The organism is Azonexus sp., assembly GCF_030824335.1.
Lineage (GTDB): Bacteria > Pseudomonadota > Gammaproteobacteria > Burkholderiales > Rhodocyclaceae > Azonexus.
In genome coordinates this window covers 266138-285730 of record NZ_JAVBXX010000003.1, presented here as the reverse complement: position 1 = coordinate 285730, position 19593 = coordinate 266138, and the positions used below count along the sequence as shown (strand labels likewise).

The 19593-nt window shown below is 56.1% G+C and carries 16 protein-coding genes; 12 read left to right on the top strand and 4 right to left on the bottom strand.

Going from position 1 to position 19593, the window contains the following annotated elements:
* Nucleotides 1-16: 16 nt before the first annotated feature.
* Nucleotides 17-1978: a DNA topoisomerase IV subunit B gene (parE, locus tag RCI20_RS01235; protein ID WP_306602655.1), complete on the bottom strand. Its 1962-nt coding sequence runs from the start codon at nt 1976-1978 to the stop codon at nt 17-19.
* A 196-nt stretch (nt 1979-2174) separates the two neighbouring features.
* On the opposite strand from parE, the gene RCI20_RS01230 reads away from it, so the two are divergent.
* The 3 genes from RCI20_RS01230 to RCI20_RS01220 all read left to right on the top strand — a co-directional run bounded on the left by RCI20_RS01230 (nt 2175) and on the right by RCI20_RS01220 (nt 5802).
* On the top strand, nt 2175-3800 hold the full coding sequence (locus tag RCI20_RS01230; RefSeq protein WP_306602654.1) for a DUF342 domain-containing protein: 1626 nt from the start codon (nt 2175-2177) through the stop codon (nt 3798-3800).
* A gap of 85 nt (nt 3801-3885) precedes the next feature.
* Nucleotides 3886-4539 carry an oxygen-insensitive NAD(P)H nitroreductase gene (gene nfsB / locus RCI20_RS01225; RefSeq protein ID WP_306602653.1) on the top strand — a complete coding sequence of 218 codons (654 nt, stop codon included), beginning with the start codon at nt 3886-3888 and terminating at the stop codon, nt 4537-4539.
* 219 nt (nt 4540-4758) lie between these two features.
* On the top strand, nt 4759-5802 hold the full coding sequence (locus tag RCI20_RS01220) for a zinc ribbon domain-containing protein (protein ID WP_306602652.1): 1044 nt from the start codon (nt 4759-4761) through the stop codon (nt 5800-5802).
* Here the strand turns inward: RCI20_RS01220 and chrA are convergent.
* Entirely contained in the window at nt 5799-6989 is a 1191-nt protein-coding gene (gene chrA / locus RCI20_RS01215) for a chromate efflux transporter (protein WP_306602650.1), read from the bottom strand. The two genes, RCI20_RS01220 and chrA, sit on opposite strands and share 4 nt — an antisense overlap.
* A gap of 212 nt (nt 6990-7201) precedes the next feature.
* Here chrA and RCI20_RS01210 point away from each other — a divergent pair, with 212 nt between their 5' ends.
* The 3 genes from RCI20_RS01210 to RCI20_RS01200 all read left to right on the top strand — a co-directional run bounded on the left by RCI20_RS01210 (nt 7202) and on the right by RCI20_RS01200 (nt 10666).
* A complete protein-coding gene (locus RCI20_RS01210; protein ID WP_306602649.1) occupies nt 7202-9247 on the top strand; it encodes a methyl-accepting chemotaxis protein in 2046 nt (681 codons plus the stop codon).
* A 103-nt stretch (nt 9248-9350) separates the two neighbouring features.
* Nucleotides 9351-9779, top strand: a complete 429-nt coding sequence (locus tag RCI20_RS01205) for a thioesterase family protein (RefSeq protein WP_306602647.1) — start codon at nt 9351-9353, stop codon at nt 9777-9779.
* Nucleotides 9776-10666 (top strand): radical SAM protein, encoded by an 891-nt coding sequence (locus tag RCI20_RS01200; RefSeq protein ID WP_306602646.1) that lies wholly within the window; start codon nt 9776-9778, stop codon nt 10664-10666. The genes RCI20_RS01205 and RCI20_RS01200 overlap by 4 nt, the downstream gene beginning before the upstream one ends.
* Nucleotides 10667-11323: 657 nt before the next feature.
* Here the strand turns inward: RCI20_RS01200 and RCI20_RS01195 are convergent.
* Nucleotides 11324-12532 (bottom strand): MFS transporter, encoded by a 1209-nt coding sequence (locus RCI20_RS01195; RefSeq protein WP_306602645.1) that lies wholly within the window; start codon nt 12530-12532, stop codon nt 11324-11326.
* A gap of 85 nt (nt 12533-12617) precedes the next feature.
* On the opposite strand from RCI20_RS01195, the gene RCI20_RS01190 reads away from it, so the two are divergent.
* The 6 genes from RCI20_RS01190 to RCI20_RS01165 all read left to right on the top strand — a co-directional run bounded on the left by RCI20_RS01190 (nt 12618) and on the right by RCI20_RS01165 (nt 19214).
* Complete coding sequence (locus tag RCI20_RS01190) at nt 12618-13457, top strand: helix-turn-helix domain-containing protein (protein WP_306602644.1); 840 nt, start codon at nt 12618-12620, stop codon at nt 13455-13457.
* 1 nt (nt 13458) lies between these two features.
* Entirely contained in the window at nt 13459-14154 is a 696-nt protein-coding gene (locus RCI20_RS01185; protein WP_306602643.1) for a YecA family protein, read from the top strand.
* 189 nt (nt 14155-14343) lie between these two features.
* Entirely contained in the window at nt 14344-15576 is a 1233-nt protein-coding gene (locus RCI20_RS01180; RefSeq protein ID WP_306602641.1) for a hypothetical protein, read from the top strand.
* Nucleotides 15577-15605: 29 nt separating this feature from the next.
* Entirely contained in the window at nt 15606-16778 is a 1173-nt protein-coding gene (locus RCI20_RS01175; protein ID WP_306602640.1) for a hypothetical protein, read from the top strand.
* Nucleotides 16779-16817: 39 nt separating this feature from the next.
* Nucleotides 16818-18068, top strand: a complete 1251-nt coding sequence (locus tag RCI20_RS01170) for a hypothetical protein (RefSeq protein ID WP_306602639.1) — start codon at nt 16818-16820, stop codon at nt 18066-18068.
* Nucleotides 18069-18095: 27 nt separating this feature from the next.
* On the top strand, nt 18096-19214 hold the full coding sequence (locus tag RCI20_RS01165) for a hypothetical protein (protein ID WP_306602638.1): 1119 nt from the start codon (nt 18096-18098) through the stop codon (nt 19212-19214).
* Between the two features lie 133 nt (nt 19215-19347).
* Here RCI20_RS01165 and RCI20_RS01160 read toward each other — a convergent pair whose 3' ends face one another.
* Nucleotides 19348-19530 (bottom strand): hypothetical protein, encoded by a 183-nt coding sequence (locus RCI20_RS01160; protein ID WP_306602637.1) that lies wholly within the window; start codon nt 19528-19530, stop codon nt 19348-19350.
* Nucleotides 19531-19593 lie beyond the last annotated feature (63 nt).

Here is a 19593-nt window from a genome sequence, read left to right as displayed (position 1 = left end):
CGTGCCGGGCCGTTGCTCAAACATCCGCTTCAACCAGTCCGCCGTCCTTTTCCATCCACGCCCGACGCCCGGCGGCTTCGCCCTTGCCCATCAGCAGCGTGAAGGTGGCGGTCATTTCCTCGATCATTTCGCAGCTGGCCTGGAACGGGACCAGGCGGCGGGTATCCGGGCACAGCGTGGTTTCCCACAACTGGTCGGGGTTCATTTCGCCCAAGCCCTTGAAGCGGGAGACGCTGATCTTGTTTTCGTTGATGCCTTCTTCGCGCAGCTTGTGCAGCGTCTGCAGCTTTTCGTTTTCGTCGAGACAGTAAATTTTGCGCGTGTGGCCGCGGGCTTCGACATCGACGCGAAACAGCGGCGGCTGGGCGACGTGGATGTGGCCGCGCTCGACCAATGCCGGGAAGTGCTTGAGGAAGAGCGTGAACAACAGCACCTGGATATGGCTGCCGTCCACGTCGGCATCGGACATCACGATGATCCGTCCGTAGCGCAAGCCGGAGACGTCAACCGTGTCGATCTGTTCGATCCCGTGCGGGTCGACGCCAATGGCCACCGAAATATCGTGCACTTCGTTGTTCTTGAACAACTGGCCACGTTCGACTTCCCAGGTGTTCAATACCTTGCCGCGCAGGGGCAGCACGGCCTGGGTTTCCTTGTCGCGGCCCTGCTTGGCCGAGCCGCCAGCGGAGTCCCCTTCGACGAGGAAGACTTCGTTGCGCGCCAGATCATCGGATTCGCAGTCGGTCAGCTTGCCGGGCAGGGTGGCGATACCCGATGACTTTTTCTTTTCCACTTTCTGCGTCGATTTCAGGCGGTTCTGCGCCGCCTTGACCGCCAGTTCGGCGATCTTCTTGCCGAAATCGGCGTGGTTGTTCAGCCACAGCTCAAACGGATCGCGCACCATCTGCGAGACCAGCTTGTAGGCATCGCGGCTGGTCAGTTTTTCCTTGGTCTGGCCCTGGAATTGCGGGTCGAGCACCTTGGCCGACAGCAGGTAGGTCATCCGGCCGCAGACGTCTTCCTGCGCCAGTTTGACCTTGGCCGGCAGGATGGCGTGGTGCTCGGCAAAGGCTTTGACTGCCTCGAATACGCCAGCCTTCAATCCGGCTTCGTGGGTGCCGCCATCCAGCGTCGGGATCAGGTTGACGTAGCTTTCCGGCTTGCCGCCGCCTTCCTCGAACCAGGCCAGGGCCCAGGTGGCACCTTCGCCTACGGCAAAGCCATTGGCCGTCTCGACATATTTTTCGCCGACGAAAATCGGGGCGACCGGCTCGCCGACCATCATCTCGTTCAGGTAGTCGGCCATGCCGTTCTGGTAGCACCAGGTTTTCTTGTTGACCAAACCGGATTCGGCTTCGATTTCGAGGTCGACCGTAACATTCGGCATCAACACGGCTTTCGAGCGCAGCAGATGTTCAAGTTGCGCCAGATTGACCTTGGGCGAATCGAAGTATTTTGGATCGGGCAGGATGCGCACCGTGGTGCCGGTATTGCGCTGGCCGCAATCGCCGATGCGGCTGAGCGGCTCGGTGACGAAACCGGCACCGAAGGCGATGTGATGGATGCCGCCGCCGCGCTTGATTTCGACCTCCAGCCGGATCGACAGCGCATTGGTCACCGAGACGCCGACGCCGTGCAGACCACCGGAAAATCGATAGGCGTTGCCCGATTCCTTCTTGTTGAACTTGCCACCGGCGTGCAGTTTGCAGAACACCAGTTCGACGGCCGGCCGGCCTTCTTCCGGGTGGATTTCCACCGGAATGCCGCGCCCGTTGTCGGAAACTTCGATGACGCCGTTGGCGCGAATGGCCACCGATATTTTCTTGGCGTAACCGGCTAGCGCTTCGTCCGCCGAGTTATCAATGACTTCCTGCACGATATGGGTCGGGCAAGTGGTCCGGGTATACATGCCCGGACGTTCCTTGACTGGTTCGAGGTCCTTCAGGACGCGGATGGAAGCGGCGGAGTATTCGGTCATCGTGGTGGAAATCGGCAATGAAACAGGGTTGACCGCAGAAGACGGCGAAACCGGGCGATTTTAACGGGTCGCAAGAGGGGGCGGGGGATTTCAGCGGCGCGTATTTTGTTAAAAATGGGCTAATATGCAAGAAAAACAGATATTTGCGTATTAATTGATAAACACATCAAAGCAATCCTTGGGGGAGGGGATGTCCATGGAAGAAGATCAAAGAGGGCGAGGCCTGAGCTTGCGGCTTGATCAGGAGAGCAAGTCGCTGATGGCGACCGTGACGCCAGACGCCGAGTCGAGTCCGATTGATGACGTCTGGTTGAATGAGTATCTGACCAAAAATGGTTATGCGACATTACGTTACGAGCCACAGGCACTGCTTGCCGTGCTGGCCAATTACAACGCTGGTACGGCGCTTGAAATCAAATTGGCCGAGTCTGTCGATGCCAGTCTGAACATTGAAATTTCAGCTGATGGTGTTGAGGCATATCTCGATATTCAGCCTGCAGCGGGTGGTGTTCCGGTTGACGCCGACTCGATTTTTGCACTTTTGGCAGATAACGGTATCGGCGATGGAATTCTGCACGATGCCATTGCAGCAGCAGTTGCCGCCGGCGCCGCCGAGGGCCTGGTGATTGCGCGTGGTTTGCCCCCCGAGCATGGGCTGGACGGTCGGCTGGAGTCCCTGATCCCGGATGTGCGCAGCCGCGTGCCTCGGGTCGATGAAAGCGGTCACACCGATTATCGTGACCTGGGGGATATTTTTGTCGTGCATGCGGGCGACTGGTTGATGTTGCGCCACCCGCCAACGCCCGGGACGCCCGGTAAAACGCTGCTTGGTGAAAAAATCGACGCGCTGCCTGGCAAGCCGGCAGCCTATGCATCATCGCTGCCGGGGACGGCTTTCGATCCGGCCAATCCGGATTTGCTGGTCGCCGCGATTACCGGGCAGCCCGTCGTGGTCAAAGGCGGCATGATCGTCGAGCCGGTATTCAATGTGGCGGAAGTCGGTACGGCCAGCGGGAATATCGATTTCGACGGCAGCGTGGTGATCAAGGGCGATATCAATACCGGTATGCGGGTCAAGGCCAGTGGCGATATCGAAGTGGGGGGCGTGGTCGATATGGGGACGCTGGAGGCCGGCGGCAGTATTGTCGTCAAGGGCGGTGTGATGGGCTCCCTGGGCCGCAAGACCAGCGAGGAATGTCACATTCATTGTGCCGGCTCGATCCACGCGGCGTATGCCCAGCAGGCGCGGATCGAAGCGGGGGACAGTATTTTCATCGACGACACGGCAATGCAGTGCGAGTTGTCGGCGATCAATCACGTGCATGTGGCCGGCAAGCGGCGTGGCCACATCATCGGCGGGCGCATCCATGCCACGCTGTCGATTACGGCCAAAGTCATCGGTTCGCCCAACCGCGTGCTGACCTATTGTGAAATCGGGGTCAATCCGCTGATGCACAAGCAGTTGCTGCAAATGAGCAAGCTGCGGGATGAGCGCGAAACCCAGTTGCTGGAAGTCAGCAAATTGCTTGATTTCGCCCGCAAGAATCCTGGCAAATTGCGCCCGGAAATGTGCGAAAAGGCGCGTACGACTGCCGCTTCGTTATCGGCAGAAATTGCAGCCATGCGCGAAGAACACGATGTGCTGACGAAAAAAATTGAGCTTTCGCAACAGTCGCGTGTCGTAGCTCAGCAACTTCTGCACGAGGGGGTCGAGGTGCACATGGGCAATCAGCGTTACCGCGTTACCGGGGAACAGGGCGCTTGTGCCGTCGGGATCGGTCGGGACGGCCTGGCGTTGCTGGCGCTGGACGAAAAGCCCTAGCGCCCGTTATCTTGCCGTCCGCAGCTTGGCCGTGCAGCCTTGCTATTTTTCACTGTCATTTGACCAGAATCCGGAGCCACTTCCCATGAATATCGCCGAGATCGCCAGTACCCGTCACACTTGCAAGGCATTCGATGCCAGCCGGCGCATTGATGCCGCCTTGATCGACCAGTTGCGCACGCTGCTGCGTTTTGCGCCGTCTTCCGTCAATTCCCAACCTTGGCATTTCATCATTGCCAGCAGCGAGTCAGGCAAGGCGTCTATTGCCGATACCCTGAAGGCCAATTTTGCTTACAACGAACCCAAGGTGCGCAATGCATCGCATGTGGTCGTGCTGTGCGCTCGCCGTGAACTGGATGACGCGCATCTGGCGTCGATCCTGGCGCAAGAAGAGAAGGATGGTCGCTTTGCTACGCCAGAAGCCCGGACAGGCCAGCAGAACACGCGTAATTTTTATGCCAGCCTGCACCGCGATCAATTGCAGGATGCACCAGTGTGGATGGACAAGCAGGTTTACCTTGCGCTGGGCAGCTTGATGTTCGGCGCTGCCTCTCTGGGGCTGGATGCGTGCCCGATGGAAGGGATCGATTGCGCCGCGCTGGATCAGGCGCTCGGTCTGGAAGAAAAAGGCTTGCGCAGCGTGGTCCTGTTGGCGCTCGGCTATCGCAGTGCGCAGGATTTCAATGCAAGCTTGCCGAAATCCCGCTTGTCGGCCGACGTGGTCATCAGCGAAATCTAAGGGCGTTTTGTCCGCTTGGGCGTGCCTATATGGCTCGCCTTGGCTGCCCGTTTGCCAACCCGGGAAAATGGCGAGTTCTGCCAGTTGACCGCAAAACTCGCATCCCTCTGGATGCATCGACGGAACGCGGCACACGCGCTGGATCGCTGCGATGTGCTGTGCGCGGCATGCTGATTGGCTTGTAACATGACGCCTTCAACGCATTGAAAGGTGGCGAAAATGAGCAAGGCATTGCGCTGGTCGGAACGCTGGTTCCGTTTTGGTCTGTGGATCGTGGCCGTGGTCTTCGCCAGTTTCTTGATCGGGCTGGGCGGAAACATCGTCGAAAATCTGCCGAAGGTGGAGCAGCGGCTGACGCTGGACAGCTTCATTGACCGACCTGCCGCCGAAGCCTTGCGGGTCGAAATCACGCAGGCTCAGACGGCGCAGCAGCAGGCAAAAGATGCGCTTGATCAGGCGCAACTGCAACTGAATTCCGCCCGTTCCGACGCGTCGACCGCAAGAGACACGTTCAACAACTGGCTGGCCGCTCGGCACGTTACCAAACGCGTTGAGCAGGATAGCGAGGTGATTGCCCGCACTGCGGCGCTGGATCTCCTGAAAGCGGCCGAGCGGCAGGCGCTGGCTGCAGTACAGGCGCAACAGCAGGTTTTGCTCGACCAGCAGCAGTTGGAGCAACGCGTCCAAAGCCAGTTGCGCGAGTTGCAGCGACTGGCTGGGAATCGCTTGAGCAGCGAGTTGCGTAGCCAGGAGTTGCGGGTTTTTGGCTATCGCTTGTTGTTGACCCTGCCATTGTTGGGTGTTGCCGGCTGGTTATTTGCAAAAAAGCGCCAGAGCATCTGGTGGCCATTTGTCTGGGGCTTCATCTACTTCGCCCTGTTCGCCTTCTTTGTCGAACTCGTGCCCTACATTCCAAGCTATGGCGGCTGGGTGCGCTACGTCGTTGGCATTGCGCTGACGGTGCTGGTTGGCCGTTACGCGATCATCGGACTGAACCGCTACCTGGAACGACAGAAACTGGCCGAAGCGATGCCCGACGTCGAGCGGCGCAAGGAATTGTCCTACGACGTGGCGCTGGCGCGACTGGGCAAGAAGGTCTGCCCCGGCTGCGAGCGCACGGTCGATCTGAGCAACACCGCCATCGATTTCTGCCCGCATTGCGGCATTTGCCTGTTCGATCATTGCTCGGGCTGCAAGGAACGCAAGAGTGCCTTCGCCCGTTTTTGCCACGCCTGTGGCGCGGCAGCGCGCGGTGAGGCCTAGAACAACAGCCCGCCGGTCAGTGCGCAGGCGGCGACGATGCGCCACGGCGCTTGTTTGCCAAGGGTCAGCGCAGTGAAGGCAAGGAGTGCAAGCAGCAGGTCCGCCAGCGTGTGGATCGTGCTGGTCCATAGTGGGTCGTAGAGTGCTGCCAGCAGGATGCCGACTACTGCCGCGTTGATCCCGGCCAGCGCCGCTCTGGCCCGTGGATTGGTGCGCAGGCGGTCCCAGAAGGGCAAGGCGCCGGCCAGTAGCAGAAAGGCCGGCAGAAAGATCGCCAACAGGCAGAGCAGGCCGCCCGCCCAGCCATTGGGTGACGGGCTGGCCGCGGCGCCGAGGAAAGCGGCGAAAGTGAACAGTGGACCGGGTACCGCCTGGGCTGCGCCGTAGCCGGCAAGGAAAATTTCGCGGTCGACCCAGCCATGACCGACAATTTCCGCCTGCAGTAGTGGCAACACGACATGGCCGCCGCCGAAAACCAGCGCACCGGCGCGATAGAACGCATCGATCAAGGCCAGCCCATGAACGGGAAATGCCTGGGCTAGTACTGGCAAGGCGATAAGCAGGGCGAAGAAAAATGCCAGCCAGAGCGCGCCGGTTCGTTGTTCCATGCCGGGGAAGAGGCTTTCTGCCGGAGCACCGCTCACTGGCCATGAGCGGCTCAAGCCGATCAGTCCGGCGAGCAGGATGACCACGATCTGGCTCCAGGCTGATGGCCATGCCAGGAGCGCCGCGGTGGCCGCCAGCGCAAGTACGCGTCGTAGCCCGTCGGGACAAAGGCTTTTTGCCATGCCCCAGACGGCTTGCGCGACGACTGCAACGGCAACGATCTTCAAGCCCTGAAGCAGGCCGGCGGGCAAGGCATTGCCGAACTCGCCCAGAGCGAGGGCAAACAGGATCAGCAGCAGCGCCGAGGGCAGCGTGAAGCCGCTCCATGCCGCCAGTGCGCCACGGTAGCCGGCTTGCTGCAGACCGATGGCCAGTCCGACCTGGCTGCTCGCCGGTCCGGGCAGGAATTGACATAGCGCGACAAGGTCGGCGTAGGCTGCATCCGTCAGCCAGCGCCGACGCAGGACAAATTCCTCCCTGAAGTAAGCCAGATGCGCGACAGGGCCGCCGAAAGCGGTCAGCCCCAGGCGAAGAAAAACAAGAAAAACGGACAGTGGCCCGTTCGGATTTTTTGTGTTCACTGAGCCTCGTTTCGTGTAATCACAATATTTCCATTTCATTATCTGGTTATTTAGTTGTCGTTTCTTTGCCTGGTGATGTGTATAGTCCGCGTTTTTCGCTTGAAGGTTTTACAACCTGAAAGTACAGGCCAACGTAAAAGATTGGCCATTCAAAATTCCCCTTTGCCATAAGCCACCATGCTTATTTCTGCTTGGGGAAAAAAGGAGGATACATGGCTCACATGCTGTCGGCTGCTCACCGTTCCATCGCTGCAAAGCTCAATTTCATCCTGCTCTCCGTCATTGTGGCGATATTTCTTGTTGCGGGCACCTTTCTTTCAAGCTGGCTTGGCAATCGTCTCGAGGCGCGTGGCATCGATGAGCTAAAACGTACCAACCAGCAGGTGGTCGACATGGTCGAAGCCTACGCCAGCGTGCTTGAGCGTTCAGCCGAAATGCTGGGGGCCAGTTTTACCGCTTCCTTGCCGAAGGGGATTTCGCTGGATGCACACCAGCAGGTGCCGACCGGGCCACTCGCCCTGCCGTTGCTGAAGGCTGGTGATGTCGGGCTCAATAACCAGTTCGCCCTGGTGGATCAATTTTCAAAAACGACCGGCGGCGTGGCTACCCTGTTTGTTCGCCAGGGTGACGAGTTTTACCGGGTCACGACCTCCTTGCGCAACCCGGCGGGTGAGCGGGTGATCGGTACACCGCTGGGCAGCAAGCATCCAGCCTACGCTGCCGTTCTGGCGGGTAAAAGCTATCTTGGTCCGGCTGCACTTTTCGGCCGCAATTACATGAGCGCTTATCTGCCTTTGCTCGATGCGGAGGGCAAAGTCGTCGGGATCTCGTTCATTGGCATGGATTTCACGGATAGCCTGAAAAATCTGAAGGCCAGGATTCTGGCGCTCAAGGTCGGCGAGTCCGGCTACCCGTTTGTGATCGACGCGGTCAAAGAGCCGGGGCTGGCAATCATTCACCCGGCTTCCGAAGGCAAGAACATTCTCGATATTCAGGACAAGAACGGTGTTGCCGTCGTGCGCCGCCTGATCGAGATAAAGTCTGGCGAATTGCGTTACTGGTGGCAGAACGCCGCCGTGGGTGAAACTGCGGCGCGGGAAAAAATCACGGTAGTAGCCCCCTTCGAGAAGTGGGGCTGGATTGTGGCCACGGGGGCGTATACCGAAGAATTCAGTCGTGAAGTGACTGCCGTTCAGTGGCAACTGACCATTGTCGGGATATCCATTCTGCTGGTGATCGCCATTGCCATTCTGTGGACCACGCATCGCTGGATCAGCAAGCCGCTGGCCGAAGCTGTTGCCGTAACGAACCGCGTGGCCGGCGGCGATCTGACGCAACATATCCGGGCGACCTCGTCGGATGAGGTCGGGCTCCTTCTTTCGGCTCTGGACGCGATGAGCAATCAACTGCGGCAGATGGTCAGTGAAATCGATGCCGGGATTGGTGGTCTGGCGAATGATGCGCACCGCTTGTCGCTGGCTTCCGAATCGGTTGCCAGCAGTTCCGGCGAGCAAAGCTCGGCAGCAACGACCATGGCGGCGACTGTTGAAGAGATGAGTAGCAGCATGCAGCAGGTTGCAATGCATGCCGAGGCATGCCGGAGCCTTGCAGAAACCTCGGGCAGGGTTTCCGATACCGGGATCGAAGTGATCAACCGGGCGGTGCAGGGGATGAGTTCCATTGCCCAGACCGTCGGCCATTCCTCAACGGCAGTAGCGCGCCTGGGGCAGGAGTCGCAGCAGATATCGCATATCGTCAATGTGATTCGCGAAATTGCCGAACAGACCAATTTGCTGGCGCTCAATGCCGCGATTGAAGCGGCACGGGCCGGCGAGGCCGGTCGGGGTTTTGCCGTGGTGGCCGATGAAGTGCGCAAACTGGCCGAACGGACGACCCAGTCGACGCAGGAAATTACCCGCATGGTGAATAGCATTCAGCAAGGGGCAAATCATGCGGTCGACAGCATGCAAACCGGAGAAAAGCAGGTTGACGAAGGCGTTCGTCTGGCCAGCGAGGCTGGCGGCAGGATCAACGACATCAAGTCCGGGGCGGATGAAGTCAGCGTTGCCGTGGTCGGGATTTCCGAGGCGCTGCGCGAGCAGAACATGGCGAATCAGGAAATTGCCCGCAATGTCGAACTGATCGCCCAGCAAGCGGAAGAAAACTATGTGCAGGCCAAAGCAACGGCCGATACTGCGCACGGTATGGAGGCGCTGTCGACCCAGTTGCGCGCCAGCATCGGCCGTTTCAGAACCTGAGCCTGAGCGTGTTTTGCCGACTTGCGGCTCGGCCGCGGGAGATCGTCACGGTTCGGCTGTCGAAGGCCTAAAATACGGCTTTTCTGTCACGAACCGGATGATCATGCCGCGCATCAAGATCGACCTGCCTGAACACTTCGTTTTTTCCACCGAAGTGCCTATTTATATTAACCACATCAACTATGGCAATCACCTCGATAACGCCGCATTGTTGATGTTGGTCTCGGAAGCGCGGGTCCGCTTCTTCCGCTCACTCGGTTATTCCGAACTCGACGTCGAAGGCGTTGGTGTCATCGTTGCCGATGTCGCAGCACAGTATCGTTCCGAAGCGTTTCACGGCGAGACCTTGCGGATTGAATTCGCTGCCGGCGACTTTCACAACCACGGTTGCGATCTGCTCTGGCGTTTGTCCGACCTGGCGAGCGGGCGCGAAGTGGCGCGTGGCAAGCATGGCATCGTCTTTTTCGACTACGCGGCACGGAGCAAGGCGGTAGTGCCGGTAGCCTTTCTTGCCAAGGTCGGCGGCGCATGATCCCGATCCGCTACGTCGAGCCGGTCTACCGGCCGCCGAGTGAGGCTGAATCGCTGATCCTGCCGCTCACTGATGGTTGTTCCTGGAACAAATGCACTTTCTGCGAGATGTACACCGCGCCGCAGAAAAAATTCCGCGCCCGTGAAGAAGCCGAGGTATTGGAGAGTATCCGCCTGACAGGTGAACGCTATGGTAACGATATCCGGCGTGTCTTTCTGGCGGACGGCGATGCACTGGTTTTGCCGACCAAACGCTTGTTGACCGTACTTGAGGCAATCCATACCCATCTACCGGCGGTGCGCCGGATTTCTTCGTATTGCCTGCCGCGAAATTTAAGGAAAAAGTCGCAGCAGGAAATCGACGAACTGGCGGCGGCTGGTTTGAAAATGGTTTATGTCGGTGCCGAATCTGGCGACGATGAAGTCCTGGCCTTGGTTACCAAGGGAGAAAGCTTCGCTACGACCTGCGAGGCTTTGGAAAAATTGGGAAACGCAGGTATCTCCCGTTCCGTGATGATCCTCAATGGCTTGGGCGGGCAGGTCTACACCCACCAGCACGCAGTCAACTCCGCGAAGCTGGCGAATCTGACACAGCCTGAATACCTTGCCACCCTGGTGGTCAGTTTTCCGAAAGGCGAGCAGCGTTTTCGTGCGGATTTTCCTCAGTGGGAACCGCTTGACCAACAGGCCTTGTTCACTGAAATGGAAGATTTTCTCTCGCGCTTGACGTTGACGCGTACCGTGTTTCGCAGCGATCACGCCTCCAATGCCCTGATCCTGAAAGGCACCTTGGGAGCGGATAAGGAAAGACTGTTGGCGCAGGTCAGGCAAGCGATTGAACGACCGCAGGAAGCGCGACTGCGGCCTCTCTGGGCGCGCGGTTTGTAACGCTGCCCTGGTTTTCCTGATGTATTTTTCAAGCATCGGGCATTTCTTGCCCGCCGGATGTTGTTGAATTCAGCGCTCAGAACGAAGGACCAAGAAGGAAGGACCAAGAAAAAGGCCAGCTGTTTTGCTGGCCTTTCTGCTGGCACCGTAACGCTCTCCGTTCAGTGCCGACCGATTTGCGGCGGATCATCCTCGGCTGAATCTTCAGCCCGTGTTGCCTTGGTAATTCCCGGATTCATCATCGGCCTGTTTCTTTGCGTTACTACACACATGATTCATTTCCTTTCGGTGAAACAACGTGCTGTGCACTTTCACTTTAGTCCAGAAATCGAACTTTACAAGGATGATTTTTTGCTACGTTGTCATATACCTATTTTTGGTAATTGCCTGGCAATCTATTCAAATGGTATTTTTGTTCAATGGATACCAACATACTGCTTATCATCCTTTGTTTCCTTGCCGGAGTCGGTGCGACCGTCTGGGTGAGTGCTTTGGCGCTGATGCATTTCGACCGGAAAAAACGGGGGGGCGAAATCGGCGGGAACTCACGGGGAGATGGCAGTTTGTTCCGTAACATCTGACTTCGTTGCACGCCATTCTCCCTATGCTATCCACCCACCATGTCATGCGGGGGGGCGTCCGCCAGGCCAGCTTCATTCAGCCGGCCCGACCAACCCGCAGGGCGGTGAAAATGGCCAGTATCTGGAAGCCGGCAATGCCAAATAGCACCTCCGTAAAATTTCCGGCATCCATCAATCGTCCGAACAGCAAGGGCGCCAAGGCCAAGCCGAGGTCCAGCCCGGAATAAACGAAACCGTAGATGCGTCCGAATGCCGCCTGACCAAAGCGCGCCGTGGCAGCCCGGCGCACCAGCAGATCACGCGATGGGCCGGCGATGCCGGTGCAGAAGCCGATGGCGCTCATCAGCGGCAGCATGCTCCAGGCGGGTAGAAGGCTGCTGGCGAGCAGTAATGCGAGCAGTGCGGCGATGCCGAGGGCCGCAGCGATCAGCCAGTCGTGTGCATTTTTCTGCGCGAGAAAGCCTCCGAGCACGATACCGACTGCGCCGCCGAGCAAGTAGGCCGACAAGGCGCTGGCTGCGCTTGCCAGGCTCAGGCCATAAAGTGCCTGCAGGATCGGGCTGGAAAAATTCTGGATGGCACCGAAGGCGGCGGTGATCAGAAAGAAGAACAGGAAACACAGCCAGACCGCCGGTACGCGCAGGAAGGCCAGCGGCGGTACGGCTTTTTCCGGTGGCCGACTGGCGTATTCGCCACGCGGATCGGCAATGGCCTGGCGACGCCAGAACAGTACAGCCAGCGCGGCGAGTGCCAGCAGGCTGGCGGCGAGGGCGGCATCGCGCCAGCCGGATACGGCGGCAATTCCTGTCATGAACACCGGTGCAGCAGCCCAGCCGAGATTGCCGGACAGGCCATGCACCGAGAAAGCGTGGCCGAGCCGGGATTGTGAGACATGACGGTTGAGCACGGTGAAATCGGCTGGATGGAAAACACTGTTGCCCAGACCGGCGAGCCCGGCAGCGATGAGTAGTCCGGGCAGGCCGTTGGCGAAATGCAGCGCGATGCCGGCGAGTATGAAACAGCAGATGCCGGCGGCGAGAACACGGAAGGCACCGAAGCGGTCAACGAAGAATCCTGCCGCAGCCTGGCCGATACCGGAAATGACGAAAAAGACTGTCATCGTCGTGCCAACGGCAGTGAAGTTCAGTGCGAAATCCACCATCAGCCATGGGAAGAGTGGTGGCAGCAGCAGATGAAAAAAGTGCGAGACACCATGTACGAAACCGATCAGCGAAATGGTTTCGATATCGTGCGTAACAGGTGGGGGAAGGGCAGTAGTACTCATGTCGGCAGCAGAAGAAATGCGTGTGCTTGCAGTTTAGCGACGTGCTACTTGACGTAAATTCGATAATAGGACAAAAATTATCGCAATGCTGACACATCTCCCCTTCGATCCCTGCCCCCGCCGGGCACCTACTGTCGCCGAGCCGCTGACCGTCAACCTGCGCAGCCTGCCGTCCGACGTGCGCGTACCCTTGCACAGCCACGACTGGGCGCAACTGGCTTTTCCGCTACGTGGTGCTTTGCGCATCGCGGCTGCAGGCATGGCCTGGCTTGTCCCGGCCTTCCGTGCGGTGTGGATTCCGCCACAGATCGAGCACGAAGTGGTGATGCTCGGCCAGGTCGAGTTACGTACCATTTACATCGCGACCGAGGCTGCACCATTACCGCTCGACGCTTGTTCCGTGGTTGAAGTATCCGATCTGATGCGCGCCTTGATTGAAGCAATCAGCGCATTGGCGGAGGAAGAGGACGAGCGTCGTGAGTTGATGATTCGTCTGTTGTTGACTGAAATTAGTCGCGCGCCCCCATTGTCGCTGGGCTTGCCCTTGCCACGCGACCGGCGTCTGCAAACCTTGTGCGGCGCCTTGATGGAGGATCCGGCGGCCAAACTTTCGTTGGCCGAATGGTCGGTTCGCGTCGGCGCCAGCGAACGGACGCTGGCCCGGCTGTTCGCCAGCGAACTGAAAATGAGCTTCGGCGCCTGGCGTCAGCAGCTACGCCTGGCCCGAGCACTCGACCTGATCGGCCGGGGGCGGGCTTGCGGTGAGGTTGCGAGCGAACTCGGTTACGCCAGTCAGGCGGCTTTTTCCGCCATGTTCAAACGCGCCTTTGGCGTATCGCCGGCTCGATTCATGCAGTCACGCGCCCAGTCTTCCGGGGGGAACGGCAATCTGGGCTATGATTCAACTATTCCCGAGGATAAGTGAAATGAACCCGAATCCATTGACCGAAGCCGATCTCGACCGGCTTGAAGAATTGCTCGAGGCAGAAATTTTTGGCGAAGAGTCGATGCGTCTGGACGAAGCGCAGGCATTGATCTGCGCTGTGGTCAGCAGTCCGCAGCCGATTCAGCCGGCCGTCTGGCTACCAGAGGTACTCGGCGCCGCCGCCAGCAAGGTTGACGATCCAGTGGTTGGGGAAACGGTCGAATTGTTGATTCGATTGAACAACGACATCGCGCAATCCCTGCTGGCCGATGAAACCATATCGCCGTTGCTTTACCCGGTGGATGAAGGCTCGGAAGAATACGATTTTGCCGCTTGGGCCGATGCTTATGTCTTTGGTGCCGGACTCGGCGGCGATTGGTACGAACTGGCCGGCAAGCACGCCGACGACTTGTCTGAACTGCTCGAGCCGCTGTTCATGCTCAACGGCATGCTCAAGGAAGATGCCGAAAAAAGTGGCGAACGCTGGTTCCTGCCCGCCGAGGAAGCCCGCCTGATGGGCGATATCCAGGACAACCTGCCGGTCATCGTGCAGACGCTGTACAACTTCTGGCGCGCCAAGCGTGGCGGGATGACGGTGCAGCACGACGAACCGAAATCCGGTCGCAACGACCCCTGTCCCTGCGGCAGCGGCAAGAAATACAAGCAATGTTGCGGTCGACCGGAAAAATTGAACTAAATATGCCGATCCGGGCAATCGCCCGGATCGTTTCTCCGCTGATCTGGCGGTCTCGCCCGGCATAGGGCGAATGGTGCAGTAGCACCAAAGTGATATTCCCAAAGCATTTAATGTTCGGCTAGGCTACGCTTGCCGGGCATAGGCGTGCGTCGCGTTAGTCCAGCCCGTCACCGCCAGGGGGATACGATCATGCAACACAAGGCACGCGGCAAATGCTCGGCCGGAGATTCGGCGCGGATTGATCCGCAGCAGCGCGTAAAAAACCAAGTGAATCGATGGCGGGCAAGCCTGCTAATGCTGGGAAGCTTGCTGCTGTTTCCAAGCGCCGTGCAGGCTGAGGCTGTCATCCTGGACAGCGATGTTGCGATTGCTACGCCATATTGGATGCGCTGGATGGATGAGCATCGGGTGATATTTCTTGCCAAAAGCGGTACGTTCTGTGAACGGAATATCCCTTCAACGCATGACAAAATGCAGATGCTGCAATCGGGGGACCGCCTCATGCCGCGCTCCGATCAGCCCAAGCGCAATCAGGGGGTGGCGCTCAATCGTTTGGCCATTTTCGATACCCGCACGCAAAAGACGAGCTTCCAGGGGGCTGTCGGTATCGATGCGCCATGTTACGCCAACGGAAATATTGCGTATTTCCAGCCAGTGCTGAGCGGTGGCAAATGTCTGCGGGAGGAATGGGAGCGTGTGTACGGCCGTTTGGGTGAGGAAAAGGTACAGCCGAAAACCTTGATCAGCCCGGAAACCTGCCTGCCCAAGTCGTCGAATGACCCGGAGGAGGACTGGCTAACCCAGGTCGGGCTTGATGATGCCTTGGTAAAAAACAAACGCACAATCAAGATGATCCGCTTGAACAAGGCCCACGGCTGGTTGGCAATGTCGCTGGAGGCTCGCGACTATCGGCCGCTGGCAATCTATCCGCCGGGGCACGGGAGCAAACCGATTCTCATCGACCGGGCGCCCTTCATCGATTGGCTGACGCAAGATGAAAAGAGGGCGACTCAAGTCAGGTTCCTGCGCTATGAAACCTTCCGTGGTGCCTACCTGCTGAGTGGAGAGTACCGGCCGGAGATGGCGGGACAGATTAATCCTGTGATCACGGCATTTTGGTGGCTGTATCCCGATGGCAGGGTTGAGCATGTTTTGACGCATCGTGGCGCTTTTGGGCTGGAGCTAATCCCCTTCAAGGAGGGGGTATTGGTCAAGCATTTCAGCGAAGGCTTGTACCAAATCAAACCCGATGGGACGCGAAGGTCGATATACCGCAAGGGTGTGAACCTGCTTATTGCACCAACGCTATCTCCTGGTGGATGCAAGATGGCATTTGGTACGCGCAAAGAAGGGGAAGGATCGCCACATTTGCGTGACGATGTCTTGCGTGTGATTGATTTGTGTACCGATGTGCTCCGGTAATCGCGGTGTTTTCAGATTCGGGGAAAAAAATGAGTGATAAAAACACTGGGCGCTGGTTTATGAATAAAAAAACCATTTTTGTTTTTATTTTGATATTCGTACTTTTTCTTCCTGATTTTTTTTCTGAAGAAAGAGATCCTCGAGTTATTGAAAGTGGCGTAGTCCTGGATTACTTCGCGTCATCGATGTGGCTTGATGATGATCGAGTGATTTTTTCCAATCTTTCTGACAAATATTGCCATGATGCTGCAACTCCACAAAACCCGAGAGAGAGCAAGTGGAGGAAGCGCCAAATAGGTATTTTCAATACCAGGACAAGAGAAATTACATGGCATGAAGATTTGGATGTTTATAGATTGATTTGTTCTTCAAATGGAAATTCGGCTTATCTAAGAAATAAAAATCAGTGTGATAGTAGCAAGCGCGAATTGGTTTTTGGTAGTTTTGGAAATGAGAGTGCGGTTCAGGATGGTCATTGGGTTGATAGCGAAACTTGTCAGATCAAACCCAATTCATTTTTCAGTACTAAAAAAATCAGGGAGAAAGAATTCGTTCAACAAGAAAAAGCGCTGAATAATCGATCGGTTCGCGTGGTTTATTTGAAACCGGAAGATGGTTTTTTGGAAATTCAGAAGGAAAATGGGCATTACCCTACGAAAATCTATCCACCGGGTCGTGAAAACAACCCAATAAATTTAAATGTTGATTTTTTTTCGATGTGGCTTTGGCTTGGGTATGAAATTGATTTCGTTGGTTATTTTGAATACAAAAAAGCGTATTTAATAGGTCTAGAAGGAGTACCCAAGGGGAGTGTAAATGGCACGCCTACTAAAGATGGGCAAGTCTGGTGGCTATTTCCAGATGGAAGAATTGAGGGGGTTATAAGTTACAAACGGAAAGAAAGTTGGAGCTCCGTGGTGAGTGGTAATGTGTTTCCATTTAAAAATGGATTATTGGTTTATAGGCCTTATTCAAAGAATGGTGATGGTGGGGGGTCTGGATTTTATCTTGTGGGTGAAAAGCAGCATCTTTCCCTGGTTGATAAAGGAGTTTCATTGTCTTTTTACAATACCCCCAGGTACCAGAGAGGGATTATTTCGCCAAATGGTTGTAAATTTGCTTATGGAATAGCTCCAAGTCTCAGCATGAGCAGTAAGAGCCAATATTATCTTAACGTCTTTGACGGATGTTCCAATCGTTGAGTAATGATTTAAATGCCAGAGGTGTATAGGGGTACGATCATGCAACACAAGACACGCGGCAAATACTCGCTCGGAGATTCGGCGCGGATTGATCCGCAGCCGCGCGTAAAAAACCAAGTGAATCGATGGCGGGCAAGCCTGCTAATGCTGGGAAGCTTGCTGCTGTTTCCATGCGCCGTGCAGGCTGAGGCTGTCATCCTGGACAGCGACCTTGCCATTGTTTCGCCATATCGAATACGCTGGATGGATGAACACCGGGTGATGTTTCCCACCAGGAGCGGCACCTTCTGTGAGCGGATTATCCCTTCGACGCATGACAAGCCGCAGGCGGTGCAACTGGGTGACAGCCTGATGCCGCGCTCCGTCCAGCCCAAGCGCAATCGGGGGCTGGAACTCAATCGTCTGGCCATCTTCGATACCCGAACGCAAAAGACGACCTTCCACAGTGCGATCGGTATCGATGCGCCATGTTATGCCAATGGAAATATCGCGTATTTCCAGCGAGTGCTGACCGATGGCAAATGCCTGCGGGACGAATGGGAACGTGTGTATGGCCGTTTGGGTGAGGAAAAGGTACAGCCGAAAACCTTGATCAGCCCGGAAACCTGCCTGCCCAGGCCATCGAATGACCCGGAGGAGGACTGGGCAACCCAGATCGCGCTTGATGAACTGATAAAAAACAAACGCAGAATCAAGATGATTCGCTTGAACAAAAGTCATGGCTGGTTGGCCGTGTTGGATGAGGGGCATGACCGCCGGCCGTTGGCCGTTTATCCGCCGGGGCGTGAGAGCAAACCGATTTTGATCGACCGGGCACCCTTCGTCGATTGGCTGACTCAGGATGCTTGGGTCAACTTTTTGCATTATGAAACCTTCCGTGGTGCCTATCTGCTGAGAGCTTCCTACAAATCGAAAGTAGAGAAAACGCCCTACGAATCGACAGCAGGAATTCAGTTGTTTGATGCGGTGATTACAGGATTGTGGTGGTTATATCCCAATGGCAAGCTTGAGCATGTTTTGACGCATCGTTCTGTATGGAAGCCGGAATTAATTCCGGTCAAGGAGGGGGTGTTGGTTAATCAGGAGCACAACAAAGGCTTCTACCAAGTCAAACCTGATGGCACGCGAAGCTTGATATACCGGAGGGATGTGAGTTTGCTTATTGAACCAACGGTATCTCCCGGTGGATGCAAATTGGCATTTGGTATGCGCAAGGAAGGGGAGGGACCGCCTCATTTGCGCGAAGATGTTTTGCGTGTGATTGATTTGTGTGCTGAAGCTGCACAGTAATTGCTGTATTCAACCGGGAGTTTGGTGATGTTTCTCGAAGGAATGTGCGGAATGAGAAATTTCTGGCGGATTCGTGAGGCGTTTTATTTGGGGATTCTTGTCTTGCTGAGCGCTTGTTCTCTTGGTGCGCCATTGGTGATGAACAGTGGCGCTGAAAATGTTATACCAGGTAATAAGAAAATATTTTGGCTGGATGATGATCGTGTGCTTTTTCTCGCTCATGGCGGTGAGTTTTGTCATGTGGGTGAGCCTCCCAATACTAACAAGGCATCACTTCAGCACTTGGCGATTTTCGATACGCGGACACAAAAGCTGAGCCGGTATAGCGATCTTGGGATACAGGGTCTTTGTTATGTGAACGGGAATGTCAGTTATCGCCGTCGTATTGTCCGGGATGGGCAGTGTCCAATAAATGAAGAATCGGATTTGTTCTATGGTCGTTTCGGCGAGGAAGTAATTCAAAAGTCTGTTCCGATCGATCCAGAGAATTGCTTGCCTGATTTAAATGCTGCGGTGGCTGCAAGGGAACTCTGGCGGGAAAGAAAGGCCAGGGAAGAAAAGGAGATGAACAATCGCCAGGTCTGGATGGCTCGTTTGCAACCAGCGCACGGCTGGCTGGCGATGCAACAGAACGAAGGGGATTACGGTCCGCTGGCGATTTATCCGCCGGGCCGTGAGGATAGCCCAATCAAAATTGATCGGGCGCCATTTGCCAAATGGTTGGATAAGGGTTACCAAATAATTGATTTGCGTTATGAAGCATTTCGCAATGCTTACTTGGTTGCGCTGCGGGACAGTGGGACAAAGTATGGTGGGTTGTGGTGGTTGTATCCAGATGGAAAAGTGGAGGAGGCTTTTATCTTCCAACGGAATGGAGATTGGCAGTTTTTTAATTATTCTGGAGTTATTCCCTATCGGGACGGTATTGTCGCAAGATCTGCTAGATCCAATCCAATGGGTTTATATCAGAGAACAAAAAATGGTGGGGTGAGGTTAATTGATTCTGGATGGATTTCCGAAGAAACCCAAAGACTTTCGCCGGATGGGTGCAAGCTTGCTTACGCTATCGATTTACGGAAGGCTTTTTTTCCTCAGTCAGGTCCTTATGAGTTACATGTGGTAGATCTTTGTGGGGCGATTAATTAAATTGACTGAATCTGAGGTAGCAGCGAGAAATACAAGAAATATTGCGGTCGACCGGAGAAATTGAGCTAAAACGACGGACTGATCACGAAAAGTGAAAAAGGACAACACAGTGTTGGCCTTTTGTTTGTTTCATTCAGCGACCGTATCGCTGTTTCTGCTCAAATGCCACGGCACGCCGTAAATAAGCGGTGAATGCCTGCATGGCTTCGGTATTGTTGCTGTATCCCTTGTCCTGAACTTCTGCATCGACGATGGCATCAAGTTCAGCGGGAAAGGAGATGTCCGGGTAGCGGGTTCTGCGTTTGGCTTGTTTCATGGTGGTTCGGGTGGTAACGGGAAAGGTGCGGACTGTACATGCAGCAAGGCTATTTTCCAATGC